The sequence below is a fragment of the Blastococcus sp. SYSU DS0510 genome, assembly GCF_054050835.1.
Map to the genome: position 1 here is coordinate 85,196 of NZ_JBJHAC010000005.1, position 23,771 is coordinate 108,966.

Consider the following 23,771-nt stretch of genomic DNA (forward strand, 5'->3'; position numbering starts at 1 on the left):
TGCCGCGCAGACGCGCGGCGCCCGCCCCTTCGTCGTCCCTAGTAGGCACCGCGGCCGGTGAAGACCGCCCCCACCGTCCGCCAGAGGATCATCAGGTCCAGCGTCAGCGACCAGTTCTCCACGTAGTGGATGTCCAGCCGCACCGAGTCGGTCCACGACAGATCGGAGCGCCCGCTGACCTGCCAGAGCCCGGTCAGACCGGGCTTGACCACCAGCCGGCGGTGCATCTCCACGCCGTACCGCTCGACCTCCGAGGGCAGCGGCGGCCGCGGCCCCACCAGCGACATCTCGCCCCGGAGGATGTTGAGCAGCTGGGGCAGCTCGTCGATCGAGTACCGCCGCAGCGTCCGGCCCACCCGCGTCACGCGCGGGTCCTGGCGCATCTTGAACAGCACCCCGTTGCCCTCGTCCACCGCGGCCAGGCGGGCGACCTGGCGCTCCGCCCCGACGTGCATGCTGCGGAACTTCAGCATGGCGAACCGGCGGCCGTCGCGGCCCACCCGCTCCTGCCGGAAGAGCACCGGCCCCGGGCTGTCGAACCGGATGGCCAGCGCGGCGGTCACGAGGACCGGCGCCAGCAGCACCAGGAGCAGGACCGCGCAGGTCCGGTCGAACGTCTCCTTCACCAGCAGGTGCAGGCCGCGCAGCTCGGGGCGCTCCATCTGGAGCAGGGAGAGCCCGCAGACCGGGCGCACGCGGATGCGCGGCCCGACGACCTCCGAGACCGACGGCGCGAGCAGCAGGTCGGCCTCGGTCTTCTCGAGCTCCCAGCCCAGCCGGCGCAGCGCCGCGCCGTCCAGCTCGGGGGAGGGCAGCACCGCCACGGTGTCGACCTCGTACCGCTCGACGACGTCGACGACCTCACCCAGGCCGCCGAGCACCGGCAGCCCGCCGGGGCCGCTGCTGCGCCCCGAGCCGTGCGGCATGCAGTAGCCGATCACCCGGTAGCCCTGGTCGGCCTCGCGGTGCAGCTGCTCGCGGAGCGCCGCGACGCCGTTGCGGTGACCGACGAGCAGCGTCGTCTGCTGGAAGCGGCCGTGCGCCCGCTGGCGGCGCAGCCAGGAGCGGTGCGCCTGGCGGTGGGCGAGGGTGAGCAGGGTGGCGAGCGGGAGGGCGACGACGACGAAGCCGCGGGCCACCTCCAGCTTCAGCCCCCACGAGACCGTGCCCACGATGGCGAGCAGCAGCGCGGCGGCGAAGAAGACCCGGCGGAACTCCTCCGGGCCCTCCCAGAGGTAGCGGCTCTCGTAGCTGCGCGCGACGACCATGGCGAAGACCCACACGGCCGGCAGGGCCACGGCGATGGCCAGGGAGGCGTTCGTGGCGCCGACGTCCGGCGGGGCGAAGCGGGCGAGCAGACCGCTCCCGGCGGCCGCGCTCGCGCAGAGGGCGTCCCAGACCACCAGCCGGCGGACGTAGGGAGCGCGCCACGCTCGCCGCGCGGCGGTACCGGCTCCCCGCAGCGGATCCGGCCGCGGCAGCCCCGGCAGCGGCGCGGACGGGTGCTCGGTGAGGTGTTCGGACGGAATGGCTTCACTGCTCATCGCGTGAGTTCCCTGCGGTGCGAACGGCGATCCGGCGCCCGGTGCGGAGAAGCGCACCGGGAGTGGTCGCGCGCGTGCGAGTCATGGACTGGTCGACGAGCCGATCGAGGGACCGGCGGGGCAGGACGAGGGGGGTGCGCCCGTCAGTCGGGGCTGGCACCCGGCTCGTCGATGCGGCCCAGGAGGGCGGCGTCGTGCCCGCGAGCGGCCCGGATCGAGCCGACGAGGAAGGCGGGGAAGCCCGCGTCGAGCACCGCGAGCGCGGCGTCGGCGTGATCGGTGTGGCCGGTCCCGCACGACCCGCCGCCCGACACCGACGCCGAGGCAGGGCCGCCGGGGGCGGACGCCGGCACGGGTGCGACCGGCGTGGCAGGAGGGGCCGGGGGCGCCGGTCGACGGACCGGTGGCGCGCGCTCCGGAGCAGGGTCGTCCGCCGGTGCGGCCGTGGCGAGCCCGGTCGCGCGGACCACCGCCGCCCCGCCGCCCGACGGGGGCGTCGACGAGACGGTGACGGCGCCGGGCTCCGGGCAGGGGGCCGTGAGGGTCGTGACCGGCGACGCGGCGGCGATCAGCGCCGCCTCCGCAGCGGTGACCGAGACCGTTAGCAGAGTCGGGCCGGCCGCCTCGTCGGCCGCCGCGGGATCGGCGGGCGCCGGCTCGGTCTCCTCCGTGCCCTCGGCGGGCAGGTCGGCGGGCACCTCGGCGGGAGCGAGGGGCTCGGTGACGGGGACGTCGGTCGACGCGGTGTCGGTGGTCGCGGTGTCGGTGGTCGCGGTGTCGGTGGACGGCGTCTCCACGACGGCGGGGGTCTCCGTGGCCGGGGTCTCGACGGCCGGGGTCTCGGTGGCCGGGGTCTCCGTGGCGGGGGTCTCCGTGGCGGGGGCGTCCGTGGCCGGGACGTCAGTGACGGGGGCCGGCTCCGGCGGGACCTCCGCGGCGGGCGGCGGCTCGGGCGCGGCCGGAACCTCCTCCGCGGGCGGCTCCTCGGCGGGCGGCGGGTCGGTGACCGGCGGCGGGTCCGCGGGTGCGGGCGGGGGATCGGCGGGCGCCGGAGGGGGGTCGGCGGGACCGGGCGGCGGGTCGGCCGGCACGGGCGGCGGCTCCGCTGGGTCCGGGGGCGGGTCGACGGGCGCACCCGGTGGGGAACCGGCCGCGTCGTCGGGCGGCGTCGTCCCCTCACCGGCCGGCTCGACGACGGAGGTGTCGCCCTCCGGGGGCTCTCCGGCGTCGGCCCGCGCCGCGTCGTCGGCGGTGGCGCCGAGCAGCGCCCAGGCGCCCAGGAGAAGGAACGTGGTCACCAGCAGGCGCCAGGACCAGCGGGCGGGTCCGGTCGGCGGCGTGCGGAGGCCGCGCGGCTCCCGCGCGTGGCCCCACGGCCGACCGATGGACATGCGAACCCCCTGTGGCTCCTCTCGAGGACACCTTCGGCCCGAAGTGTGGGTGAGGGGAACCGGGCCCGGGTGGCGCGCGGGTGAACAGCGGCCCGATGCGGCCCGGCCTCACTCTCGGTGACCGGAGGGAGTCGGAACGGCGTCGCCCGGTGGCCGATGAACGGGGGCTGGCGCCGCTGCACGGACGCGAGGCCCTGCGGCGCCACCTCGCCGGTCCCAGCTGACCCCTCCGCCCCGCTCGTGGCGACACGTGGGCCACAGGGTCAAGTTCTGCCGCCGCCGTGCCGATGATCAGCGCGTGTGGTGGGCCTGGATCGTCGGCGGACTGGTCGTCTGGACGGCGATCGCCGTCGTGCTCGGGGTCGTGATCGGCCGGGTCATCCGGCACGCGGACCAGCAGGAGGCGTCCGTCCCGGCGGGCCGCGCCCCCGCGACCGCCCCCGTAGCCACCGCCGCGCGCACCCGCCGCCGCGCCGTCCCGCTGCCGCCGGTCGGGATCGGGCTGTCCGCCGCCGCGGTGGTGCTCATGGCCACCGGCTTCGTGCTGAGCCTGAACGGGGCCACGGGCCCCGCCGCCCAGGCCCTCTCCATGGACGCCCCGCTCTCCCTGCCCCGCCTGTTCGTGGCCGGGCTCTTCGCCGTCGCCGCGGTCGCCGCCGTCGCCGGCGCCGCCCGCAACCCCGGCCGCCGCACCTGGTGGCTGGCCGTCGGGCTGGTCTCGGCCGGCATCGCGTCGGTCAAGGCCGGCGGGACCGTGCACGCCGACGCGATGGCCGGGCTGGACGCCGCCGTCGGCCGGCCCGCGGCCATCGCCCTCAGCGCGCTCGCCGCCCTGGCCGTCGTGGGCGCCCTCTTCTTCCTCAGCCGCACCGAGCGCCGTGACCGGCGCCGGGTGCTGGGCAGCCTCGCCGGCTACGGCGTCGCCGCCGTCGGCCTCTCGGCCCTCTCCGCCCTCGCCCCCGCCTCGCTGCGCCTCGCCGCCACCTTCGTGGAGGAGTCGGGCGAAGCGCTGGCCGGCGTCGCGCTCCTGATGGCGGTCCTGGTCGGTGTCGCGCCGCGCCTGGTGCTGCCCGCCGACTGGGCGATGCGCCGCGCGGACGACGCCTACGGTCTGGAGCCGGTCGCGCCGCTGGAGAAGCCGGCCCGCTGAACCAGGGGCCCGCGGCGTCAGCGCGCGGGCCGGTTGTCGGTCGCCTGCCGCCTCCTCGGGGCGCCCCGGGCCCCGTCGTCGCGTGCGGAACGAGCCACCCCGACCCCTCGGAGCCGGTCTGCCACCCCGCGTGGTCAAGGCGGGACGCTGCGGGGAGCGAGCCGTCAGCCCGCGGTCCAGGCGAGCAGGTCATCGGCGGTGCGGGTGTTGATCACGCGGTCCACCGGGACGCCGCACTCGACCGCCCGCTCGCAGCCGTTGGACTGCCAGTCCAGCTGGCCCGGCGCGTGCGCGTCGGTGTCGACGGCGAACTCGCAGCCGAGCTCCACCGCGAGCGTGAGCAGCCGCCGAGGCGGGTCCAGCCGTTCGGGGCGGCTGTTGATCTCCACCGCCGTGCCGTGCTCGACGCAGGCCGAGAACACCGCCTCGGCGTCGAACCGGCTCTCCGGCCGCGGCTTCTGCGTGCCGTTGCGCTGCCGGCGCCCGATGACCAGTCGCCCGGTGCAGTGGCCCAGGACGTCGGTGTGCGGGTTGGCGACGGCGGCGAGCATCCGCGCCGTCATGGACCGGGCGTCGGCGCGCAGGTCGGAGTGGACGCTCGCGACGACGATGTCGACCCGGCCCAGCAGCTCGTCGGTCTGGTCCAGGCTGCCGTCGACGTTGATGTCGCACTCGATGCCGGTGAGGATCCGGAACGGCGCCAGCTCCTCGTTGAGCGCGGCGACGACGTCGAGCTGCTGCTCCAGCCGCTCGGGGCTCAGGCCGTTGGCCACCGTGAGGCGGGGGGAGTGGTCGGTGAGCGCCAGGTACTCGTGGCCCAGCGCGATGGCGGCCTCGGCCATCTCCCGGATCGGGCTGCCGCCGTCGGACCAGTCGGAGTGGGCGTGCAGGTCGCCCCGGAGCGCGGCGCGGAAGGCGGCGACCTCCTCGGCGGCCGGCAGCTCACCGGCGTACGCCTCCTCCAGCGACGCCAGCGCCTCGGGCACCTGGCCGCGGTGGGCCTGCGCGATCGCCGTCGCCGTCTTCGGGCCGATGCCCTTGAGGTCCTTCAGCGTGTTCGTGCGGATGCGGCGGTCCAGCTCGGCGTCGTCCAGGGCGTCGACGATCGCCGCGGCCGTCCGGTAGGCGGCCACGCGGTAGCTGGCCTCGCGGCCGCGCTCCAGGAGGAAGGCGATCCTCCGGAGCGCGGCCGCGGGTGGGAGCGGGGTGCTCAGCTGAACACCTTCAGGGCTCCCTTGCCGGTCTTCTTGCCCGCCTTCTTGCCTGCCGTGCGGGTGGCCTTCTTCTGCGCCTTCATCGCGCGCTTGGTGGCCTTCTCGTAGTTCTTCTCCGTGACGTCGGCGGCGCGCTTCGCGGCCCGGCGCGTGCGGTAGCCCACCGACGGCTTGCCCTCGGTGTCGACGGCGGCCAGCAGCAGGCCGCCGAAGAGGCCGGTGTTCTTGACGAAGTTCGAGATCTGCCCGAACTGCTCCGTCGGGTCGTCGTGCTCCCAGAAACGGTGCCCGGCCAGCGTGGTGGGCACGATCGAGGCCGACAGCACGATGGCCGTCAGCCGCGGGAACTTGTTCAGCGCGAACAGCGTGCCGGCGGCGACCTTGATCGCCGCGTCGGCCTTCACCCACTGCTCGACGTCCCGGGGCAGCTGCACCGGCAGCTGCTTGTCGGCGGTCTCGGCGATCTTCTCGACCACCGGGCGCGCCCCCGCCACGCGGTCCTGCGGCTTGCGCAGGGTGCTGATGCCTCCGTAGATGAAGGGGGTGGCGAGCAGGGGCCGCGCGATCCGGCGAACCAGCATGGGGAACCTCTTTCCTCGGAGGGTCTGGGGGCAGTCGCACGGTGCACTGCCCCGAGGATCCACCCGGCAATCACCGGGGTCCCACGGGCGGGCGCTCGGGGGCGAGGTGTCCCGCGCGGCGCGCCGGGTAGGCCCGGGCGATGTCCTCCTCCGGTCTCTCCTCCCTGCTCGGGCGCGGCGTCCTGGCCGGCGTCGCCGGCACCGTCGTGATGACCGCGTTCCAGAAGCTCGTCGAGATGCCGCTCACCGGGCGGCCGGCCAGCTTCGCGCCCGCGCAGCTGGCCGAGCGGGTGCTGCCGGTGCACCCGTCGACGCAGTCGGGGCGCACCGCCCTCAACTACGCGTCCCACTTCTCGCTCGGCGGCATGTGGGGCACCGGGCACGCGGTCGCCGCCCGGTGCGGCCTCCGTGGCCAGAAGGCCGTCAACGCCGTCTTCGCGGTGGTCTACCCCGCCGACGTCGCGCTGGCCACCGCGCTCGGCGTCTACGCGCCCCGCACCTGGACGGCGCAGGACTGGGCGATCGACGTCGGGGAGAAGTACCTGCAGGCGCAGGCCACCGGCTTCCTGTTCGACCGGTTCCTCGCCCCGGCCTGACCGCCGGCGACGGTCGGGCGGACCGTGTGCGGTCCGCCGGTGCCTCCTGGTGGCTACCGTCCCGTCATGTCGCTGCTCCCCGCGGTGCGCCAGGTGGTCGTCTCGCTGCTGCTGGGGGCCGTGGCCGCGGCGGTCGCCGGTGGGGTCTGGTCGTCGGTGACCGGTGAGGGGTTCCGGTCGCGCTTCGCGTTCTCGCTGATGCTGGTCGCGGCGCTGCTCTCTCTCGCCGGCGGCACCGTGCTGCCCCGCATGGCCGACGCCGAGCTGCGGGCGTTCCTCGGCCACGGCCCCGTCACCGCGGAGCCGGGCGACCAGGGCGGGGCGCTGACCGCGCTCGGCGTCTTCCTCTTCGTCGCGGTGCCGCTGTTCGCCGCGGGCCTGCTGGCCTACGGCAGCGGGTGAGGCGGGGTCACTGCAGCCTGCCACCGCCTCGGCACCTGCCACCGCTTCCGCGTCGACGCGGCCACCGCGCCGCCCACCGCGAGCCCGGCCAGCACGTCGCCGGGGTAGTGCACGCCGAGGTGCACCCGCGAGTAGCCGATGCCCAGGGCCAGCGGGGCGAGCGCGGCGCCGGCGGCCGGCGACTCCAGCGCCAGGCCGGTGACGAACGCGGCGGCCGAGCCGGAGTGCCCGCTGGGGAAGGACAGGCTGCCGGGCTCGCGGCGCAGCCGGCGCTCGGTGCGCAGGTTCTCCAGGTCGGGGCGGACGCGGCCGAAGAGCGGCTTGAGGACGGCGTTGACCAGCGCGCTGGTGAGCGCCATCGCGGCGGTGCCGTGCAGTGCGCCCCGGCGCAGCCGACCACGCCGTCCGCCCAGGGCCAGCGCGATCAGCAGCCAGAGCTTCCCGTGGTCGGCAGCGGTCGACAGCCGGCGCAGCCACCGGTCGGCCGGGGTGGTGGGCAGCTCGCCGATCCAGGCGTGCAGCCGCGCGTCGAGGTCGCGAGGGAAGCGCACGCCCGGACGCTAACCACCCCGGCCACGATCAGCTCACCTGATCGTCGAGCGTCCTCCCTCACGGTGGGCGCTGAGGGAGGACGCGCCATGATCAGGTTCCCTGATCATGGCGGGGTCAGCTCTTCTGGCGGGCGCGGTAGGCGGCGACGGTCGACCGGCTCGCGCAGGTGTTGGAGCAGTAGCGGCGGCTGGCGTTCCGCGAGGTGTCGACGTAGACGTCGTCGCAGCCCTCGGCCGAGCACACGCCCAGGCGCTGCCAGCCGTGCTGCACGACCACCTGCGAGAGCCCCATCGCGACCGTCGTCGTCAGCTGCTCGAGGGCGGGGGCGTCGGGGCGGGCGTAGTGCAGGTGCAGCTCGCCGTCGTGGTCGGTGGCGTAGGGCCGCGGGCGGGCCAGCGCGAGCAGCTCGTTGAGCCGGGTGAGGACGTCGGCCTGCGACTCGGCCAGCGCGACGGCGCGCACCAGCCGGGCGGTGACGGCGGCCTTCTCGACGTCGGAGGAGCTCAGGTCCAGCGACGTCCCGGCCGTGAACCACTCCCCGTGGGACGCCAGGAACAGCGCCACACCGTCGTCGGGCTCGAGGTCGGCGTTGGCCAGATCGATGGCCAGCTCGACCGCGGTCGACCCGTAGGTGTCGTAGTCCAATTGACTCCCTACCGTTTCGTCCCTAGTCTCGGGACTGCGTAGGCGGTCAACGGTCTTTGACCGCCTACTGTTCCGATTCCCTGCAGTGTGAAACGAGTGCAAGCGTGCGTGCCTACCTCGCCGTCTGGCGGCTTCCCTCCGCCCCGGTGCTCCTCCTCGGCGGCTTCGCCGGTCGTCTGCCGTCGGCCATGGTGCCGTTGGCGCTCCTGCTCATGGTGCAGCAGCAGACCGGCTCGTACGCGATCGCCGGCCTCGCGGCGGCCACGCTCGGTATCGCCTCGGCGATCATGGCGCCGGTCCTCGGCCGGCTGGCCGACCGGCGCGGGCCGCGCCGGATCCTGCTGACCCAGGCGGCGCTCTACCCGCTGCTGCTCGCGCTGCTGGTGGCGGTGACCCTCGGCGGCGCGCCCGACCTCGCCGTCGTCGCCGCCTCGGCCCTGGCCGGCGCCACCACGCCGCTGGTGTCGGGGACCGTCCGCGCCCTGTGGTCGCGCACCGACCCGCGGCGCCGGTCCACCGCCTACGCCCTCGACGCCACCGCCACCGAGCTGGTCTTTGTGGTCGGTCCCGCCCTCGTCGCCACGCTGGCGGTGCTGGCCGCGCCGTCCTGGGCGGTCGGGGTGGCCGGCGCGCTCGCCGTCGTGGGAGCCGTCGGTGTCGCCGGGGCCGCTCGCTCGTGGGTGCCGGAGGTGGCGCCGTCGGCGAGCCTCTTCTCCACCGTGCTCGCTCCGGGCATGCCGCGCGTGCTCGCCAGCGGGTCGGGCCTGATGCTCGGCTTCGGCGCGCTGGAGGTCGCCATCCCTGCCTTCGCCGACTCCATCGGCACGCCGGGGATGTCCGGGGTGCTGCTGGCCGTGTGGGCGCTCGGCTCGGTCGCCGGCGGCCTCTGGTTCGGTGCGCGGGTGATGAGCGCCTCCCTGCCCCGGCAGTACCGCTGGCTGCTCTTCGGCGTGACCATCGGCCTCGCCCCGCTGGCCTGGGTGTCGAGCCCGTGGGCGCTCGGCGTGCTGCTCTTCCTCGGGGGGACGGCGATCGCGCCCACCCTGACCGTGCAGAACTCTCTGGTCGGCTCGCTCGCCCCCGTGCACGCCACCACCGAGGCGTTCACCTGGCTGTCCACGATCACCGTCGGGGCCTCGGCCGTGGGCGCGGCTCTCGGCGGTGCGCTGATCGAGACCTCCGCCGGGGTCTCCGGTGCGCTCGTGCTGGCGTGCGCGGGGGCGGCCGCGGCCGTCGCCGTCACCCTCGTGCCCGGGCGTGGGCCGCGCGCCGCCGCCGTCCGCCGGGAGCCGGTCGCCGCCTGATCGCGCCGGCCCGAGTGGCTGCACTCGTCGGTCGGCGGACGGGACGCCGCCCGACCCCCGGGACAACCGGCCGCGGGGCGCTGGTAGTCTCTTTCCTCGGTGGTTCCGAGGCGACTCGAGCCCCGGGAGGCTTCGCCTAGTCCGGTCTATGGCGCCGCACTGCTAATGCGGTTTGGGTTAATCCCCATCCCGGGTTCAAATCCCGGAGCCTCCGCGCACGACAACTGAACACACGCACCCGTAGCTCAACGGATAGAGCATCTGACTACGGATCAGAAGGTTAGGGGTTCGAATCCCTTCGGGTGCACGTCTGGTTGAGACACCGAGCGGTCCCGCACTTCGACGGAAGTGCGGGGCCGCTTCGTCTGTCACGCCGCGCCGCCTCGTCCGCGGGCGGCCGCGGCTCCGAGGCGCGGCGCGCGGCGGCCGGCCCGCCGGCCCTGGTCCCGGGCGGCGCCGACTGCGACCTCGTCCGCTGGGGCGAGCTCGAGGCCATGGCGCGCTGATCGCCACGAGGTCGCACGACCGCGCGCTCGCGGGCGCGGACGCCCGCGGCGACGACCACCCGGCCGTGCGACGCGACGCCACGCCCCTGACCCGAGATGCGCCTCGCTGAGTAGTTGCTCAACTACTCTGCGCGTGGGATCGTCACGGCGCCCCCCGCTCCAGATGGCCGCGCCAGCCGGTGCGGGGCCGCACTCGCCGTGCTCGACCGGATGTGAGGACCGACGTCGTGAACAAGCGCACCCTGGCCGTCCTGGCCGCCATGACCGTGATCGGTGGCACCGGGTTCGCCGGTGCCGCTCTCGCGGCACCGCGCCCCACGGCATCGCAGACCCAGGCCGCCACCGCGCTCCCCGCGCCGGCCGACTTCACCGGTGACGCCGTCGCCCAGCGGGCGGTGCTCGACTGGTCGGGCGTGGCCGGAGCCCGCGACTACGTCGTCATCGACGTCACCCGGAGCGACGCCGGGCGCCTGGTCGGCTCCACGACCGGCACGTCGTGGACCTCGCCGCGCCTGCCGTTGTCGACCGCGGCCTACTCGTTCGTCGTCGTGGCTCGCGACTCCGCCAAGACGCAGGGCGCTCGCACCGAGCCGGTGCAGGTCTTCCCGGGTGGCCAGCCGTCGACGCCGGCCACGCTCCCCGCCGAGCCGACGACCCCGCCGGCGGAGCCGACGACGACTCCGACCACCCCCACCGAGCCGACGACGACTCCCACCGAGCCGACTCCCACGGAGCCGACTCCCACGGAGCCGCCGACGCCGCCGGCGACGGAGCCCGAGCAGTCCACCCCGCGGCCCACCCGCGTCTGGGGCTACGAGACCTCCACGGGCCTCCTCCCGGACCCGTGGGACGAGGTCCACTCCCTGCGGTCCGACACCCAGGGCCTCACCACGGAGAACCCGTACCCCGGCAGCTCCCGGACGGCCTTCTTCACGGTCCACCCCGGTGACACCGGCTGGAACGGCACCAGCGGCACCCTGCGGTCCGAGGTGCGCGACTCGATCGCCGACTCCGGCGACGTGCGTCCCGGCGACGAGCAGTACTGGGCCTGGTCGACGTTCTTCCCGGCGGACCACGACTGGGACGAGCGCGGCCAGTTCCTCATCTTCACCCAGTGGCACCAGACGGTGAACTCGGGCAACCCGAACGTCCACTTCTGGTCCGACGTCGACGAGCACCTCATGGTCGACGTCCGTGGCGGTGCCGGCGGCCGGGTCGCCGGTGACGCGCAGTACGTCGAGACCTTCGACCTGGGCCCGATCGACAAGGGTGCCTGGAACGACCTCACGGTCCGCTTCGTGTGGTCCCCGGACCCGACGACCGGGCTGATCGAGGTCTGGCACCAGGGGGAGAAGGTGCTGTCGGAGAAGGTCGCCAACCTGTACGTCGACCAGTCGGTCTACATCAAGCAGGGCATCTACTCGGCGGCCGGCACCGCGCGGTCGCACTACCTGCAGCACGCGCCGATCGGGTTCGGCCCCACCCTGGAGTCGGTCGCATCGCTGAACCAGCTCCACCGGCCGGCCGGCTGATCGCCTCCCGCACCGCCTCGGCCACCGGTCGGCGGGCTGGGGGCTAGCGGTCGCCGTCATGCCGGGCGCCACCGTCGGCCGGGCGCTGCTGCTGCCTGCGGTGGTGCGGCTGCCGGGGGAGCGCAACTGGTCCCTGCCGCGCTGGCTGGGCCGGCTGCCGTCGGGCCGCCGCAGCCGTGCGAGTGGTGCCCGCCCGGGAGTGCCCGGAACGCAGGGCGGCGGCTCTTTGCGATCGTGTGACAGATCGGTCCGCCAGCTGGCACCGCGCCGATCGCGGGGTACCGAGGGACGTGGTCCCGCTCCGCGTGGGAGCCGCCGCTGCCCCCTGCGCCGAGGAGTTCCGTGTCGCCCCGTCCCGTCACAGACGGCTTGCCCCTGCCCGGGGTGGAGGAGGCGCCGGTGCGGCGCCGCCGGCGGTCGAACGCACTGCTGGAGCTCGCGCTGGCGGTCGTGCTGGCCGGGGCGCTGCTCGCCGGGTTCGCCCTCCCGTTGGTGGGCGGCGCCACCATGGCCACCCGCGCGGGCGCCGATCTGATGCGGCCGGTCGGGGACGAGCTCCTCGACCGCACGCCGCCGAGCAACACCCGGGTGCTGGCCGCCGACGGCTCCCTCATCGCCGAGTTCTACCGGCGCAACCGCACGGTCGTCCCCAGCGAGGCGATCGCCCCGGTGATGAAGGACGCGCTGGTGGCGATCGAGGACAGCCGGTTCTTCTCGCACAACGGCGTCGACGGGAAGGGCCTGGCCCGTGCGCTGCTGCGGAACCTCAGCGCCGGCGAGGTGGTCGAGGGCGGCTCGACCCTGACCCAGCAGCTGGTCAAGCAGATCCGGGTCCAGACGGCGACCGACCCCGAAGCCCGGCAGGCCGCGACCGACGAGAGCATCGGCCGCAAGCTGCGGGAGGCCCAGCTCGCCCTGGCGCTGGAGCAGGAGTACACGAAGGACGAGATCCTCACCCGCTACCTCAACCGGGTCTACTTCGGTGCCGGCGCCTACGGCATCGCCGCGGCGGCCGAGACCTACTTCGGGGTGACGCCGGACGCGCTGACCCTCGCGCAGGCGGCCACGCTCGCCGGCCTGGTGCAGAGCCCCGCCCAGTACGACCCCTTCGTCGCCCCCGAGCGGTCCACCGAGCGCCGCGACGTCGTCCTCGCGCGGATGGAGGAGCTCGGCCTGGCGGATCCCGCCGCCGTCGCCGAGGCCCGCAGCGGCCCCGTCGTCCTGACACCCGGACCAGGGGACCCGCGCGGCTGCCGCGAGGTGCGGCTCGGCGCGTTCTTCTGCGACTACGCCATGGACTACCTGACCGGCGTCCTCGGCATCTCGCGCGAGCGGATCGAGACGGGCGGCCTCACCGTCGAGACGACCCTGGACCCGGCGATGCAGCAGGCGGGCGACGCCGCCGTCCTGAACGCCCTGGCGAGAGAGGACTCGCGCGCCGGCATCTACACCGCGGTGGAGCCGGGGACCGGCCGGGTGCTGGCCATGGCGGTCAACCGGCTGTTCGGCGCCGCCGAGGGTGACCCGGCGAAGACGACGGTCAACCTCAACGTGGTGGCCGGTCAGGGCACCGGGTCGACCTACAAGGTGTTCACCGCGGCCGCCGCGCTCGAGCAGGGCTTCGGGCTGGACCACGTGATCACCACGCCGGACCCGTACGTGTCGACGGTGTACCGCGACGGCGACGGGCCCTACGACGTCCGGAACGCCGGGCGCTACCGGCAGCGGCTGGACATGGAGCAGGCGCTCTACATGTCCTCCAACACCTACTTCCTCGCGCTGGAGGACCAGTTGGGCAGCGTCGAGGCGCCCGTGCGCATGGCGCAGCGGCTGGGGTTGGCCTCCCTCGACCCGGTCGCCGACCAGGTCATCGCCGAGAACCGCGGCTCGTTCACCTTCGGCGCCGAGGCCACCAGCCCGCTGCACCTGGCGAACGCCTACGCGACCCTGGCCGCCGGCGGCACCCGCTGCGCCCCGACGCCGATCAGCCGGGTGCTCGACCGCGACGGCCAGCCGCTGCTCGGCGAGGACGGGCAGCCGCTGGGCGGCCCGCGGTGCGAGGCGGAGGTGGTGGCCCCCGGCCTGGCGCACACCCTCAACCAGGCCCTCCGCAAGGACGTCGAGCCAGGCTTCCCCGGCCAGACCGGCCGCCGGGCCTACGTCCCCGGCCACCAGATCGCCGGCAAGACCGGCACCACGCAGGACAACTTCTCCGTCACCTTCGTCGGCTACACCCCGCAGGTCGCGGCGAGCGTGATGGTCTACAACCCGGTGCGGAACGAGGACGTCGGCGGCTTCGGCGGGGGTGTCCCCGCGCAGATCTGGCACGACGCCATGCAGCCGATCCTCAGCGCGCGGGAACCGGTGCCGTTCCCGCCGGCCGACCCGTTCTACGTGCAGGGCACCCGGGAGACGGTGCCGGGGGGGTGCGTCGGCCGGTCCGCCGACAGATGTCGCGGCCTGCTGGGCTCACGGGACCTGACGGCGAGCGTCGTGCCCGTCGACAGCGCCCGCCCGCCCGGCGTCGTCGTCGGCGTCGACCCCGGGCCCGGGGCGATCCTGGACCGGACCCAGGCCGTGACGGTCCTGGTCAGCAACGGCGCCCGCTGGAACCCGCCGCCGCCGCCGCCGCCTCCCCCGCCTCCGCCGCCGCCTCCGCCTCCCGCGCCCGAGCCCCCGCCTCCGCCGCCTCCCGCGCCGGAGCCCCCGCCTCCGCCGCCTCCCGCGCCGGAGCCCCCGCCTCCGCCGCCTCCCGCGCCGGAGCCGCCGCCGCCTGCGCCGGAACCGCCGCCCCCGCCGGAACCGCCGCCTCCTCCGCCGCCGGCGGGGCCGCCCCCGCCGCCATCGGAGCCCGAGCCGCCCCAGCCGCCGGGCGAGCCGGAGCCGCCGCGGCCACCGGCAGAGCCGCCCGCCGAGCCGACGACGCCGCCGGACGCGGTGCAGTGAGAGCGGGTGGGGCGAGAGGGTGAGGGGCGGGGGGCCGGTCCTGGCGGTCTGGCCGCGTTGGTCGGTCTACCCAGCAGTGGGTAGCCACTGTTTCCCGGCTGCCCCCGCCCGTCCCTACTGTGACCCAGGCCACAGGCGTCGTCAACCCGCGGTACCGATCCGTCCGGGGTCGGTCAGCCGACGCGGCGCAGGACCCCCGGGCCGAGCTGGTCGACGGCGGTGTGCCCGGTCAGGCCCAGCGTCAGGTCGAACTCCCCGACGACGTCCTCGACGACCTGACGCACGCCCGCCTCGCCCGCCAGCGCGAGGCCCCAGGCGAAGGGCCGGCCGAGCAGCACCGCACGGGCCCCCAGGGCGACGGCGGTGAAGACGTCGGCGCCGCTGCGGATGCCGCTGTCGAGCAGCACCGGCGCCCGGTCGCCGACGGCCGCGACGACGTCGGGCAGCGCGTCGAGCGCGGCTATCGACCGGTCGACCTGCCGCCCGCCGTGGGTGCTGACGACGACGCCGTCCATGCCCTCGTCCAGCGCGCGGCGCGCGTCGTCGGGGTGCAGCACGCCCTTGAGCAGGATGGGCAGCTCCGTGCGGGCGCGCAGCCACGCGAGGTCGGCCCAGCTGATGGAGGGCCGCGAGTAGATCGCCAGGAACGTCTCGACGGCCGCGCGGGGTAGCGGTGAGCGCAGGTTCTCGCGGAACGGCCCCGGCCAGGCGCGGGCCATCGTGACCAGCGCACGCACGGCGGCCGGGGTGGGCCGCGGCTGGGGCTCCCGCGGGCCGGCCGCGGCGGCCCGCTCCTCGACGAGGCGGCGGAACACCGGGTCGGAGGTGTACTGCGCGATCCCCTTGCCGAGGGCGAACGGCAGGTGGCCGAGGTCCAGGTCCCGCGGGCGCCAGCCGAGCATCGTGGTGTCGAGGGTGACCACCAGCGCCTCGCAGCCGGCCTTCTCGGCGCGGTGGACGAGGCTCTCCACGAGCTCGTCGGAGGTCGACCAGTACAGCTGGAACCACCGCGGGGAGCCGTCCATCGCCGCGGCGCACTCCTCCATGGAGCGCGAGCCCTGGTTCGAGTAGACCATCGGGACGCCGGTGGCCGCGGCGGCGCGGGCGACGGCGAGGTCGGCCTCCGGGTGCACCAGCTCCAGCGCCCCGACCGGCCCCAGCAGCAGCGGGGCGGGCAGCCGGCGCCCGAAGAGCTCCACGGAGGTGTCCCGCACGCTGGCGTCGCGCAGCACCCGCGGGACCACCGCCCAGCGGTCGAAGGCGGCGCGGTTGGCGCGCTGGGTCACCTCGTCGCCGGCTCCACCCGCGACGTAGGCGTAGGCCCGGGCGTCGAGCGCCCGCTTGGCGCGCTCCTGCAGCCGCCGGACGCCGACCGGCACCCGGGGTGAGCGGCCGTACACGCCGGCCCGGTACACCTCGTTCTGCCGCCGTCGGCCGGCGCCCGCTTCGGTCACCCGGCCACCGTAGTGACCCTGCTCACGGGTGCTGCGGCAGGGGCGGGTGGCCGGCCAGGACGCGCGTGCGATCGCCGGATGCGGGGTAGCGCGGGATGACATCACGGGTCCCGGAGGTTCACCTCGTCGGGTGATCGACGGGTTTCTGCCGACACACCGCGCGACACGCGCGACACGCCCGTAACGGGCTAGCGACGAAGCGTCACTTCCGTCATCATCTGGAACTCGAGGGCATCGGAAGGGGAGCAGGGCTGAACAGCGGTTGCGGGCGGATCGCCGGGCCGACGTGGACGACGTCGGCGCGGATGGGCCACGGTGCCCTCCCCGCCGGTGTGGTGACCGGCCTCCTCGTCGTCCTGCTGGGCCTCGCCGTGGCCGGTGCGGCCCCGGCGCAGGCCCTCGACGACCCGTCTCGTCCCGACGCGCGGGTGACCCACGGCCCCAGCTGCCGACCGGGCGGCATCGTCGTGGAGGTCGTCGCCGGCACCGTGCCCTACAGCGTCGTGCTCGCCACCGGGCGGACGCCCTCGGGCGAGGACGAGGCCGTGCTCGTGGCCCTCGGGAGCGTGGTGCTGCGGACGGGTGACGTCGCCCCGGGCGAGACCATCGACCCGCGGCTGGAGTTCACCGCCCAGGACGGGTCGGGCGACACCTTCGTCGATGAGCTGGCGGACTACACGCTGACCCGGCCCACGGTCGAGGACTGCGAGGCCGCCATGTCCCCGCCGCCGCCACCGCCGGCCCCGCCCACCGCCGGGGTGGAGCCCGCCGACCCGGGCTCCTCCGCCGGCACGACGGCGCCCGCACCGACGACCCCCGGTGGCACCGGGGCGCCGACCAGCCCGGAGGCCACGATCGGCGGGCAGCCCCGCACCTCCGAGGAGGCGGGCGCGCTCGTCCCGGCCGGCTCCCGGGGCGGGGGATCCCCCGTGCAGCCGGGTGGCACGGTGGTCCTGCGCGGCGCCGGCTTCATCCCCGGCGAGCGGGTGGACGTGCTGCTCCACGGCAGCGGGACCGTGCTGGCCACCGTGACGGCGGACCCCAGCGGGGCCTTCCGCGTCGACGTCCGCATCCCCGAGGGGGTCGCCGCGGGCGCCGCCACGCTCGACCTGGTCGGGGCCGACTCCGCGGTCAGCGCCGGTGTCGCGCTGCAGGTGGCGGCCTCCGTCGAGGAGGAGCCGCCCGCCCGTGGTGTCGTCTCGCTGGCCTCGCTGGCGATCGCCGCGCTGGCGCTCGTCACGACCGCCGGCGGGCTCGTCTCGGTCGCCGGCCAGCAGCACGCCGGCCGACGCGCCGTCGGATCCGCCTCCGCCGCCTGAGTCGGTTTCGCCGTCGCCCGTTCAGGGGACCCTGATCGCGTGCCACTGTCCGAGGACGCGCTCGCGCGCGGGGTCCCCCGGGACGCCGCCGCTCTTCCCGGAGCCGCCCCCCGCCCCGCCGAGACCTGGTTGCGCATCGTGCAGGTGCACGACCACATCACCCGGCGGGTCGACTCCGCGCTCCACCGCCACCACGACCTCTCCCTCACCGGCTTCGAGGCGCTGCGGCGCATCGCCGAGTCACCGGGGGAGCGGGCCTCGATGGGAGAGGTGGCCGAAGCCGTCGGCCTCTCCCGGCCGGGGGTCACCAGCACGATCAACCGCCTGGTCGCCCAGGGGCTGGTCGTGCGGGAGCGGGTCGACGGCGACCGGCGCCTGCTGCACGCCCGGCTGACCCCCGCCGGCCGGGCGCGGGTGACGGCGGCCTGCACCACGCACGACGAGCTCGTCGCCCACCTGCTGACGCTGCTGGGCACCGACGCCGACGTCGTCACCGACGCCCTCGCCCGGGTCTCGGCCGCCACCCGCACCCGTCGCTGAACCCACCCGCCGGCGTGCGGGGGGTGCTGCGTACGGTGCCCTCCATGGGTGCCCAGGGTGATCCCCGCCACGCAGGCTCCGAGCGAGCGGGGGGTGCCGCGTGAACGGCGCGCAGGCCCTCATCCGGACGCTCGTCGACGGCGGCGTCGACGTCTGCTTCGGCAACCCGGGCACTTCCGAGATGCACTTCGTCGCGGCGCTCGACGCCGTCCCCGATATGCGCGGCGTGCTCTGCCTGTTCGAGGGGGTGGCGACCGGGGCCGCCGACGGCTACGGCCGGATGACCGGCCGGCCGGCCGGCGTCCTGCTGCACCTCGGCCCGGGGCTGGCCAACGGGCTGGCCAACCTGCACAACGCCCGCCGCGCCGCGACCCCGATGGTGACCGTCGTCGGTGACCACGCCGGGTACCACAAGCAGTACGACTCCCCGCTGGACAGCGACATCGACGCGCTCGCCGGCACGGTGTCCCGCTGGGTGCGCCGCTCGGGGAGCTCCGCCGACGTGGCGGGGGACGCGGCCGAGGCGATCGCCGCGGCCTGCACCGCGCCCACCGGCATCGCCACGCTGATCCTGCCCGCCGACGTCTCCTGGTCCGAGGGAGCGGCGACGGCGGCTCCCCGGCCGGCCGGCCGGCCGGCGACCGTGGCCGACGACGCGGTCGCGCAGGTCGCCGCGCTGCTGACCTCCGGCGAGCCCTGCGCGCTCCTCGTGGGCGGCGCGGCGACGAGGGAGCCCGGGCTGCTCGCGGCGAGCCGCGTCGCGCAGGCGGCCGGGGCGCGGCTGTTCTGCGAGACCTTCCCGGCGCGGCTGGAGCGCGGGGCCGGCCTGCCGGCCGTCGAGCGCCTGCCCCGGGCGGGCCAGCAGGTCGCCGCCCGGCTGGCCGGCGTCCGCCACCTCGTCTGCGTCGGCGCACGGCCGCCGGTGGAGTTCTTCGCCTACCCCGACCGGCCCAGCAGCCTGGTCCCCGAGGGCTGCGAGGTCCACGTGCTCGGCGACGGCGGGGACGACGTCGTCGGGGCGCTCGCCCGGCTCGCCGACCTCGTGGGCCCGGACGTCGAGCCCGACCTGCAGCCCCTCCGGCGGCCCGACCTGCCGACCGGCGCGCTGACCCCGGACGCCGTCGGCGCGGCACTGGGCGCCCTGCTGCCCGAGGGGGCGGTCGTCGTGGACGAGGGGGTCACCTCCACCCGGCAGATGCCCGTCCCGACCGCGGGCGCGCCACGCCATGACTGGCTGACCCTCACCGGCGGTGCGATCGGCCAGGGGCTGCCGGTCGCCACCGGCGCGGCGGTCGCCTGCCCGGGGCGGCGGGTGGTCAACCTGGAGGGCGACGGCAGCGCCATGTACACGATCTCGGCGCTGTGGACCCAGGCGCGCGAGCAGCTCGACGTCACCACGGTCGTCTTCAGCAACCGCTCCTACCGCATCCTCGAGGGCGAGCTCCGCAACGTGGGGGCGGAGGCCTCCGGGCCGCGGTCCAGGGACCTGCTGGAGCTGAACCGGCCGGACCTCGACTTCGTCGCGCTCGCCGCCGGGATGGGCGTTCCCGGCAGCCGGGCGACGACCGCGGACGAGTTCGTCGAGCAGTTCCGGCGCGCGGTCACCGAACCCGGACCGCACGTGATCGACGTCGTGCTCTCCGTGGGCTGACCGAGTCCGGATCGTTGCCTCCCGGGGCCGTGCGTGCGCGGACCCTGTGCTTGTATCCAGGTGATCCACACCACCGACCGGAGGCATCCGGCGGTGGCGAGCGGTCGACGACGACCGATGGGGGAGGAAGCATGCGCATCTCGGCAGGCCTCGCAGGCGTGGCCTTGATCGGACTGGTCTCCGCGTGCGGCGGGGACGACGGCGGAGGTGGCACGGCGGCCGACAGCGGCACCGGTGGCGGTGACGCCGCCTCGTCCTACCCGACCGAGTCGATCCGCATGATCGTGCCCTACGGCGCGGGTGGGCCGACCGACCTGACCACCCGCACCGTCGGCGCCTGCATCGAGGAGGAGCTCGGGCAGACCGTGGTGGTCGAGAACCTGCCCGGTGGCTCCGGTGCCCTGGCGACGACCGAGCTCATCGCCGCCGAGCCCGACGGGTACACCCTGTCGCTGGTCACCGCCGGCACCATGGTGCTGACCCCGCTGGCCAACGAGGTGGGCTACACCAAGGACGACATCACCCCGGTCGGCGTCATGACCGAGGTGCCGTCGGTCCTGGCCGTGGGGGAGAACTCGCCGTACGCCTCCGCGGAGGACTTCTTCGCCGCCGTCGAGGCCCAGCCGGGCACCATCACCGTCGGCACCCCCGGAGCCTCCACGCCCCAGGCGATCGAGCTGCAGCGGCTGGCCGAGGAGCACGGCGTGCAGGTGACCGCGGTGCCCTTCAACGGCAACGCCGAGATGACCACCGCCCTGCTCGGCGGGAACGTCGACGCCGTGCTCATCAACGCCTCGAGCGACGTCGTGCAGAACATCGAGTCCGGCGCGTTCGTCCCGCTCGTGGCCTCGCCCGAGGAGCGGCTGTCCTGGCTGCCCGACACCCCGACGTTCACCGAGCTCGGCTACGACGGCCTGACCCTGTCCGGGTCGACCTTCGGCCTCGCCGGCCCGGCCGGGCTGCCCGACGACGTCGTCTCGACGCTGGAGGACACCCTGCAGACCTGCCTGGAGAAGCCCGAGGTCCAGCAGACGCTCGGCGAGGAGTACGTCCTCGAGGAGTTCGCCGGCGCCGAGGAGCTCGCCGCGGTCCTCGACCGCACCCAGGAGGTCTACGAACCGATCCTCGGCTGATCCGATCCCCGTACGACCCGCCCCCGACCACCGGAGGAACCCATGCGCCGTACCCGCTCGACCTTCCCCGCGCTCATCGCCGCGTCCGTGCTCACCCTCGCCGCCTGCGGCGGCGACGACGGTGGTGAGGAGGCCGCCACCGGCGGCGGTGGCGGCGAGGCCGCGGCCTCGGACTACCCGACCGAGAGCATCAACCTGATCGTCCCCTACGCCGCGGGTGGCCCGACCGACCTGGCGGCGCGCACCATCGGCAGCTGCATCGAGGAGGAGCTGGGCCAGACCGTCATCGTGGAGAACCGCGAGGGCGCCTCCGGCTCGGTCGGCATGCAGGCGATGCTCGCCGGCGGGAACGACGGGTACACGCTGTCGCTGATCGCGGTGCCGGCCTCGGCCACCAACCCGCTGCAGGACGACGTCGGCTACACCAACGAGGACTACGTCCCGATCGCCGCGGTCACCGAGATCCCCTCGGCGCTCATCGTGGGGGCGGACTCGCAGTTCTCGACCGCGGAGGAGTTCTTCACCTACGCGGAGGAGAACCCGGGCGAGCTCAACGTCGGCGTCCCCGGCACCACGACGTCGCAGGCGATGGAGCTGCGCCGCCTGGCAGAGGAGTACGGCGTCGAGGTCACCGCGGTGCCGTTCACGGGCAACGCCGAGATGACGACGGCGATCCTCGGCGGCAACGTCGACGCCATCTTCATCAACAGCTCGCAGGACGTGCTGGAGAACATCGAGGCCGGCAGCTTCGTCCCGCTCGCGGTCAGCCCGCCGGAGCCGGTCGACTACATCGAGGCGCCGACCCTGGCCGAGTCCGGCTTCGAGGAGCTGACCAACAGCGTCTCGGTCTTCGGCCTGGCCGCCCCGGCGGGGGTCCCGGACGACGTCGTCTCCACGCTCGAGGAGACGGTGGACACCTGCCTCCAGAAGGACGAGGTGCGGCAGCAGCTGGGCGAGCAGTACGTTCCCGACGAGTTCATCGGCAGCGACGACTTCGCCACGCGGATCGACGAGATCGTCGAGGCCTACGGACCCATCCTGCAGGAGTGATCCCCGCAGCTGCGGGGACCGGCACTGCGCCGGTCCCCGCGGCTGCACGCCTGGTGCCGTCCGCCCGTTTCCCCCGGAGATCTGATGACGAAGCAGTTGCACCGGCTCGCGCCGCTGATCCTGGTGGCCCTCGGTGTGGCCGCGATGCTGGGCGCCCGCGGGCTGGGTCTCGGTGAGCTGGGCGCCCCTGGTCCCGGCCTGTGGCCCTTCATCGTGTCGCTCGTGCTCACCGCGACGGGGGTGGTGCTGCTCTTCATCGACGACCCCGAGGACTACGAGCCGTGGACCCGCGGCACCCTCGGGATCGCCTTGGGGCTGGTGAGCCTCGCGGTGTTCATCGTGCTCTTCCAGACGATCGGCTTCCTGGTCTCGGCGGTGCTGATGCTGCTCTTCTGGCTGCGGATCTTCGCGCGAGAGCCGTGGCGCCTGGCCGTGCCCCTCGCCGTCCTCGGTGCGCTGGCGTTCCACCTCGTCTTCGTCGAGGCGCTGGCCGTACCGTTCCCGGACGGCATCCTCTTCGCACCGGCCGGGAGCTGAGTCATGGGCATCCTCGAAGGTCTCGGCCAGGGGTTCTCGGTCGCGCTGGACCCGACGAACCTCCTCTACGTCTTCATCGGCGTGCTCATCGGCACGGTCATCGGCGTGCTGCCGGGCCTCGGGCCGACGGCGACCATCGCGCTGCTGCTGCCGATCACCTACGAGATCGAGCCGGTCACCGCAGTCATCCTGCTCGCGGGCATCTACTACGGGTCGATGTACGGCGGCACCATCACCTCGGTTCTGCTGCAGCTGCCGGGCGAGGCCGCCTCGGTGGTCACCACCTTCGACGGCTACCAGATGGCCAAGCAGGGCCGCGCCGGCCCGGCACTGGGCATCGCCGCGGTCGGCTCCTGGATCGGCGGCACGATCTCCGTGGTCGGGCTGGTCCTGCTCGCGCCGCCGCTGGCCGACCTGGCGGTCCAGTTCGGTTCCCAGGAGTACGTGGCCCTGACCGCGCTGGGCATCCTGCTGGTCACCTACCTGGGCACCCGGCACCCGGTGAAGAGCCTGTCCATGGCCGCCCTCGGCCTGCTGCTGGCCACGGTCGGGCAGGACCTGATCACCGGGACCGGCCGCTTCACCTTCGGGTCGATCTCGCTGTTCGACGGGTTCGACTTCGTCGCGGTGGCGATGGGGCTCTTCGGCGTCGGCGAGATCCTCTACAACGTCGAGAAGACGGAGAAGGCCCAGGCGATCAAGAGCAAGGTCAAGAACATCTGGCCGACCCGCAAGGACTTCAAGGACTCCTCCGGCGCGATCGCGCGAGGTTCGGTCATCGGGTTCTTCATCGGGGTGCTGCCCGGCGGTGGTGGCGTCATCTCCTCGCTCGCCTCCTACGCGATGGAGAAGCGGAGGGCCAAGGACCCGACCCGGTTCGGCAAGGGCGCCATCGAAGGCGTCGCCGGGCCGGAGACGGCGAACAACGCCTCCTCCACCTCGGCGTTCATCCCCCTGCTCACCCTCGGGATCCCGCCCAACGTGGTGCTGGCGCTGATCTTCGGCGCGCTGCTGATCCAGGGCATCACGCCGGGTCCGCAGCTGATCGAGCAGCAGCCCGAGATCTTCTGGGGCGTCATCGCGTCGATGGCCATCGGCAACCTGATGCTGCTCATCCTCAACGTCCCGCTCGTCGGTTTCTTCGTCCAGCTGCTGCGAGTGCGCGCGGGCATCCTCGCCGCGTTCGCCCTGCTGGTGACGATGGCCGGCGTCTTCTCGGTCAACAACGACCCCTTCGACATGTGGATCGTCCTGATCTTCGGGATCATCGGCTGGCTGATGAAGAAGACCGGGTTCGAGCCCGGCCCGCTGGTCCTGGCCTTCGTCCTGGGCGCGATCCTCGAGTCGAACTTCCGCCGGTCGATGCTGATCTCGGGCGGCGAGTTCTCCACGTTCTTCACCCGTCCCATGTCCGGGACGCTCTTCGCAGTGATGGCCCTGGTGATCATCTGGAGCACCGTCCAGGGCATCCGTCGTCGGCGGAACCGCAGCCGGCCGAGCGTCCCTGGCGAGGAGGACCTGGCGGCGACCGGGACCACCGCCGAGCCCGAGGGCACGCCCGGGTTCGAGAACACCGACGACACGCAGGGCGCCACGACCGGAGCGCCGCGGGAGGGCACCGGCTCGACCGGCTCGACCGGCTCGACGGCACAGGGCGGGGGGCCGGGGCCTGACCGTTCCTGACCGAACCGAGTGGGTAGCGCCGCCAGCACCCGCTCACCACG

General features: G+C 74.7%; 20 protein-coding genes and 2 tRNA genes. 15 read left to right on the forward strand and 7 right to left on the reverse strand.

The annotated features are described in order from the left end of the window. Positions 1 to 38: 38 nt before the first annotated feature. Positions 39 to 1,544 (reverse strand): sugar transferase, encoded by a 1,506-nt coding sequence (locus ACI79P_RS06025; RefSeq protein ID WP_456580121.1) that lies wholly within the window; start codon positions 1,542 to 1,544, stop codon positions 39 to 41. A gap of 143 nt (positions 1,545 to 1,687) precedes the next feature. After that, positions 1,688 to 2,935 (reverse strand): hypothetical protein, encoded by a 1,248-nt coding sequence (locus tag ACI79P_RS06030; protein WP_456580122.1) that lies wholly within the window; start codon positions 2,933 to 2,935, stop codon positions 1,688 to 1,690. Between the two features lie 298 nt (positions 2,936 to 3,233). Between ACI79P_RS06030 and ACI79P_RS06035 the strand changes: the two genes are divergently transcribed. Further along, positions 3,234 to 4,085 (forward strand): hypothetical protein, encoded by an 852-nt coding sequence (locus tag ACI79P_RS06035; protein WP_456580123.1) that lies wholly within the window; start codon positions 3,234 to 3,236, stop codon positions 4,083 to 4,085. A gap of 164 nt (positions 4,086 to 4,249) precedes the next feature. Here the strand turns inward: ACI79P_RS06035 and ACI79P_RS06040 are convergent, their stop codons facing one another. Next, positions 4,250 to 5,299: a PHP domain-containing protein gene (locus ACI79P_RS06040; RefSeq protein WP_456580222.1), complete on the reverse strand. Its 1,050-nt coding sequence runs from the start codon at positions 5,297 to 5,299 to the stop codon at positions 4,250 to 4,252. Then, positions 5,296 to 5,880: a DoxX family protein gene (locus tag ACI79P_RS06045; RefSeq protein WP_456580124.1), complete on the reverse strand. Its 585-nt coding sequence runs from the start codon at positions 5,878 to 5,880 to the stop codon at positions 5,296 to 5,298. The genes ACI79P_RS06040 and ACI79P_RS06045 overlap by 4 nt, the downstream gene beginning before the upstream one ends. A gap of 140 nt (positions 5,881 to 6,020) precedes the next feature. Between ACI79P_RS06045 and ACI79P_RS06050 the strand changes: the two genes are divergently transcribed. Both ACI79P_RS06050 and ACI79P_RS06055 read left to right on the forward strand, forming a co-directional pair. Beyond that, positions 6,021 to 6,476, forward strand: a complete 456-nt coding sequence (locus ACI79P_RS06050; protein WP_456580125.1) for a hypothetical protein — start codon at positions 6,021 to 6,023, stop codon at positions 6,474 to 6,476. Positions 6,477 to 6,542: 66 nt separating this feature from the next. Further along, the gene (locus ACI79P_RS06055) at positions 6,543 to 6,878 is read left to right on the forward strand and encodes a hypothetical protein (protein WP_456580126.1); all 336 of its coding nucleotides are present in this window, start codon (positions 6,543 to 6,545) and stop codon (positions 6,876 to 6,878) included. On the opposite strand, the gene ACI79P_RS06060 is transcribed toward ACI79P_RS06055, so the two are convergent. After that, a complete protein-coding gene (locus ACI79P_RS06060) occupies positions 6,863 to 7,429 on the reverse strand; it encodes a phosphatase PAP2 family protein (protein ID WP_456580127.1) in 567 nt (188 codons plus the stop codon). The genes ACI79P_RS06055 and ACI79P_RS06060 overlap by 16 nt on opposite strands. Positions 7,430 to 7,544: 115 nt before the next feature. Then, positions 7,545 to 8,075, reverse strand: a complete 531-nt coding sequence (locus ACI79P_RS06065) for a CGNR zinc finger domain-containing protein (protein WP_456580128.1) — start codon at positions 8,073 to 8,075, stop codon at positions 7,545 to 7,547. Between the two features lie 104 nt (positions 8,076 to 8,179). Between ACI79P_RS06065 and ACI79P_RS06070 the strand changes: the two genes are divergently transcribed. The 5 genes from ACI79P_RS06070 (at position 8,180) to ACI79P_RS06090 (ending at position 14,363) form a co-directional block, all read left to right on the forward strand. Then, a complete protein-coding gene (locus tag ACI79P_RS06070) occupies positions 8,180 to 9,379 on the forward strand; it encodes an MFS transporter (protein ID WP_456580129.1) in 1,200 nt (399 codons plus the stop codon). A 125-nt stretch (positions 9,380 to 9,504) separates the two neighbouring features. Then, positions 9,505 to 9,593: transfer RNA gene (locus ACI79P_RS06075), tRNA-Ser, on the forward strand. Between the two features lie 20 nt (positions 9,594 to 9,613). After that, positions 9,614 to 9,686 (forward strand) — tRNA-Arg (locus ACI79P_RS06080). 426 nt (positions 9,687 to 10,112) lie between these two features. Continuing rightward, positions 10,113 to 11,417 (forward strand): heparin lyase I family protein, encoded by a 1,305-nt coding sequence (locus ACI79P_RS06085; RefSeq protein ID WP_456580130.1) that lies wholly within the window; start codon positions 10,113 to 10,115, stop codon positions 11,415 to 11,417. A 369-nt stretch (positions 11,418 to 11,786) separates the two neighbouring features. Continuing rightward, the gene (locus tag ACI79P_RS06090) at positions 11,787 to 14,363 is read left to right on the forward strand and encodes a transglycosylase domain-containing protein (protein ID WP_456580131.1); all 2,577 of its coding nucleotides are present in this window, start codon (positions 11,787 to 11,789) and stop codon (positions 14,361 to 14,363) included. 173 nt (positions 14,364 to 14,536) lie between these two features. Here ACI79P_RS06090 and ACI79P_RS06095 read toward each other — a convergent pair whose 3' ends face one another. Further along, positions 14,537 to 15,817, reverse strand: a complete 1,281-nt coding sequence (locus ACI79P_RS06095) for an alpha-hydroxy-acid oxidizing protein (RefSeq protein WP_456580132.1) — start codon at positions 15,815 to 15,817, stop codon at positions 14,537 to 14,539. A 305-nt stretch (positions 15,818 to 16,122) separates the two neighbouring features. On the opposite strand from ACI79P_RS06095, the gene ACI79P_RS06100 reads away from it, so the two are divergent. The 7 genes from ACI79P_RS06100 to ACI79P_RS06130 all read left to right on the forward strand — a co-directional run bounded on the left by ACI79P_RS06100 (position 16,123) and on the right by ACI79P_RS06130 (position 23,730). Continuing rightward, positions 16,123 to 17,136, forward strand: a complete 1,014-nt coding sequence (locus tag ACI79P_RS06100) for a hypothetical protein (RefSeq protein WP_456580133.1) — start codon at positions 16,123 to 16,125, stop codon at positions 17,134 to 17,136. Between the two features lie 39 nt (positions 17,137 to 17,175). Then, positions 17,176 to 17,676, forward strand: a complete 501-nt coding sequence (locus ACI79P_RS06105; protein ID WP_456580134.1) for a MarR family winged helix-turn-helix transcriptional regulator — start codon at positions 17,176 to 17,178, stop codon at positions 17,674 to 17,676. 100 nt (positions 17,677 to 17,776) lie between these two features. Next, positions 17,777 to 19,327 (forward strand): acetolactate synthase large subunit, encoded by a 1,551-nt coding sequence (locus tag ACI79P_RS06110; protein ID WP_456580135.1) that lies wholly within the window; start codon positions 17,777 to 17,779, stop codon positions 19,325 to 19,327. Between the two features lie 131 nt (positions 19,328 to 19,458). Then, entirely contained in the window at positions 19,459 to 20,460 is a 1,002-nt protein-coding gene (locus ACI79P_RS06115; protein ID WP_456580136.1) for a tripartite tricarboxylate transporter substrate binding protein, read from the forward strand. Between the two features lie 42 nt (positions 20,461 to 20,502). After that, complete coding sequence (locus tag ACI79P_RS06120; protein ID WP_456580137.1) at positions 20,503 to 21,510, forward strand: Bug family tripartite tricarboxylate transporter substrate binding protein; 1,008 nt, start codon at positions 20,503 to 20,505, stop codon at positions 21,508 to 21,510. 84 nt (positions 21,511 to 21,594) lie between these two features. Further along, positions 21,595 to 22,047 (forward strand): tripartite tricarboxylate transporter TctB family protein, encoded by a 453-nt coding sequence (locus tag ACI79P_RS06125; RefSeq protein WP_456580138.1) that lies wholly within the window; start codon positions 21,595 to 21,597, stop codon positions 22,045 to 22,047. Positions 22,048 to 22,050: 3 nt separating this feature from the next. Beyond that, positions 22,051 to 23,730, forward strand: coding sequence for a tripartite tricarboxylate transporter permease (locus ACI79P_RS06130; RefSeq protein ID WP_456580139.1), 1,680 nt, complete (start codon positions 22,051 to 22,053; stop codon positions 23,728 to 23,730). Positions 23,731 to 23,771: the final 41 nt, after the last annotated feature.

Bases quoted from the DNA above. Each gene is read 5' to 3' on its own strand.
- ACI79P_RS06115 (WP_456580136.1), top strand. From the start codon at position 19,459: ATGCGCATCTCGGCAGGCCTCGCAGGCGTGGCCTTGATCGGACTGGTC.
- ACI79P_RS06030 (WP_456580122.1), bottom strand. From the start codon at position 2,935: ATGTCCATCGGTCGGCCGTGGGGCCACGCGCGGGAGCCGCGCGGCCTC.
- ACI79P_RS06130 (WP_456580139.1), top strand. From the start codon at position 22,051: ATGGGCATCCTCGAAGGTCTCGGCCAGGGGTTCTCGGTCGCGCTGGAC.
- ACI79P_RS06120 (WP_456580137.1), top strand. From the start codon at position 20,503: ATGCGCCGTACCCGCTCGACCTTCCCCGCGCTCATCGCCGCGTCCGTG.
- ACI79P_RS06100 (WP_456580133.1), top strand. From the start codon at position 16,123: ATGGGCCACGGTGCCCTCCCCGCCGGTGTGGTGACCGGCCTCCTCGTC.
- ACI79P_RS06050 (WP_456580125.1), top strand. From the start codon at position 6,021: ATGTCCTCCTCCGGTCTCTCCTCCCTGCTCGGGCGCGGCGTCCTGGCC.
- ACI79P_RS06025 (WP_456580121.1), bottom strand. From the start codon at position 1,544: ATGAGCAGTGAAGCCATTCCGTCCGAACACCTCACCGAGCACCCGTCC.
- ACI79P_RS06125 (WP_456580138.1), top strand. From the start codon at position 21,595: ATGACGAAGCAGTTGCACCGGCTCGCGCCGCTGATCCTGGTGGCCCTC.
- ACI79P_RS06045 (WP_456580124.1), bottom strand. From the start codon at position 5,880: ATGCTGGTTCGCCGGATCGCGCGGCCCCTGCTCGCCACCCCCTTCATC.
- ACI79P_RS06055 (WP_456580126.1), top strand. From the start codon at position 6,543: ATGTCGCTGCTCCCCGCGGTGCGCCAGGTGGTCGTCTCGCTGCTGCTG.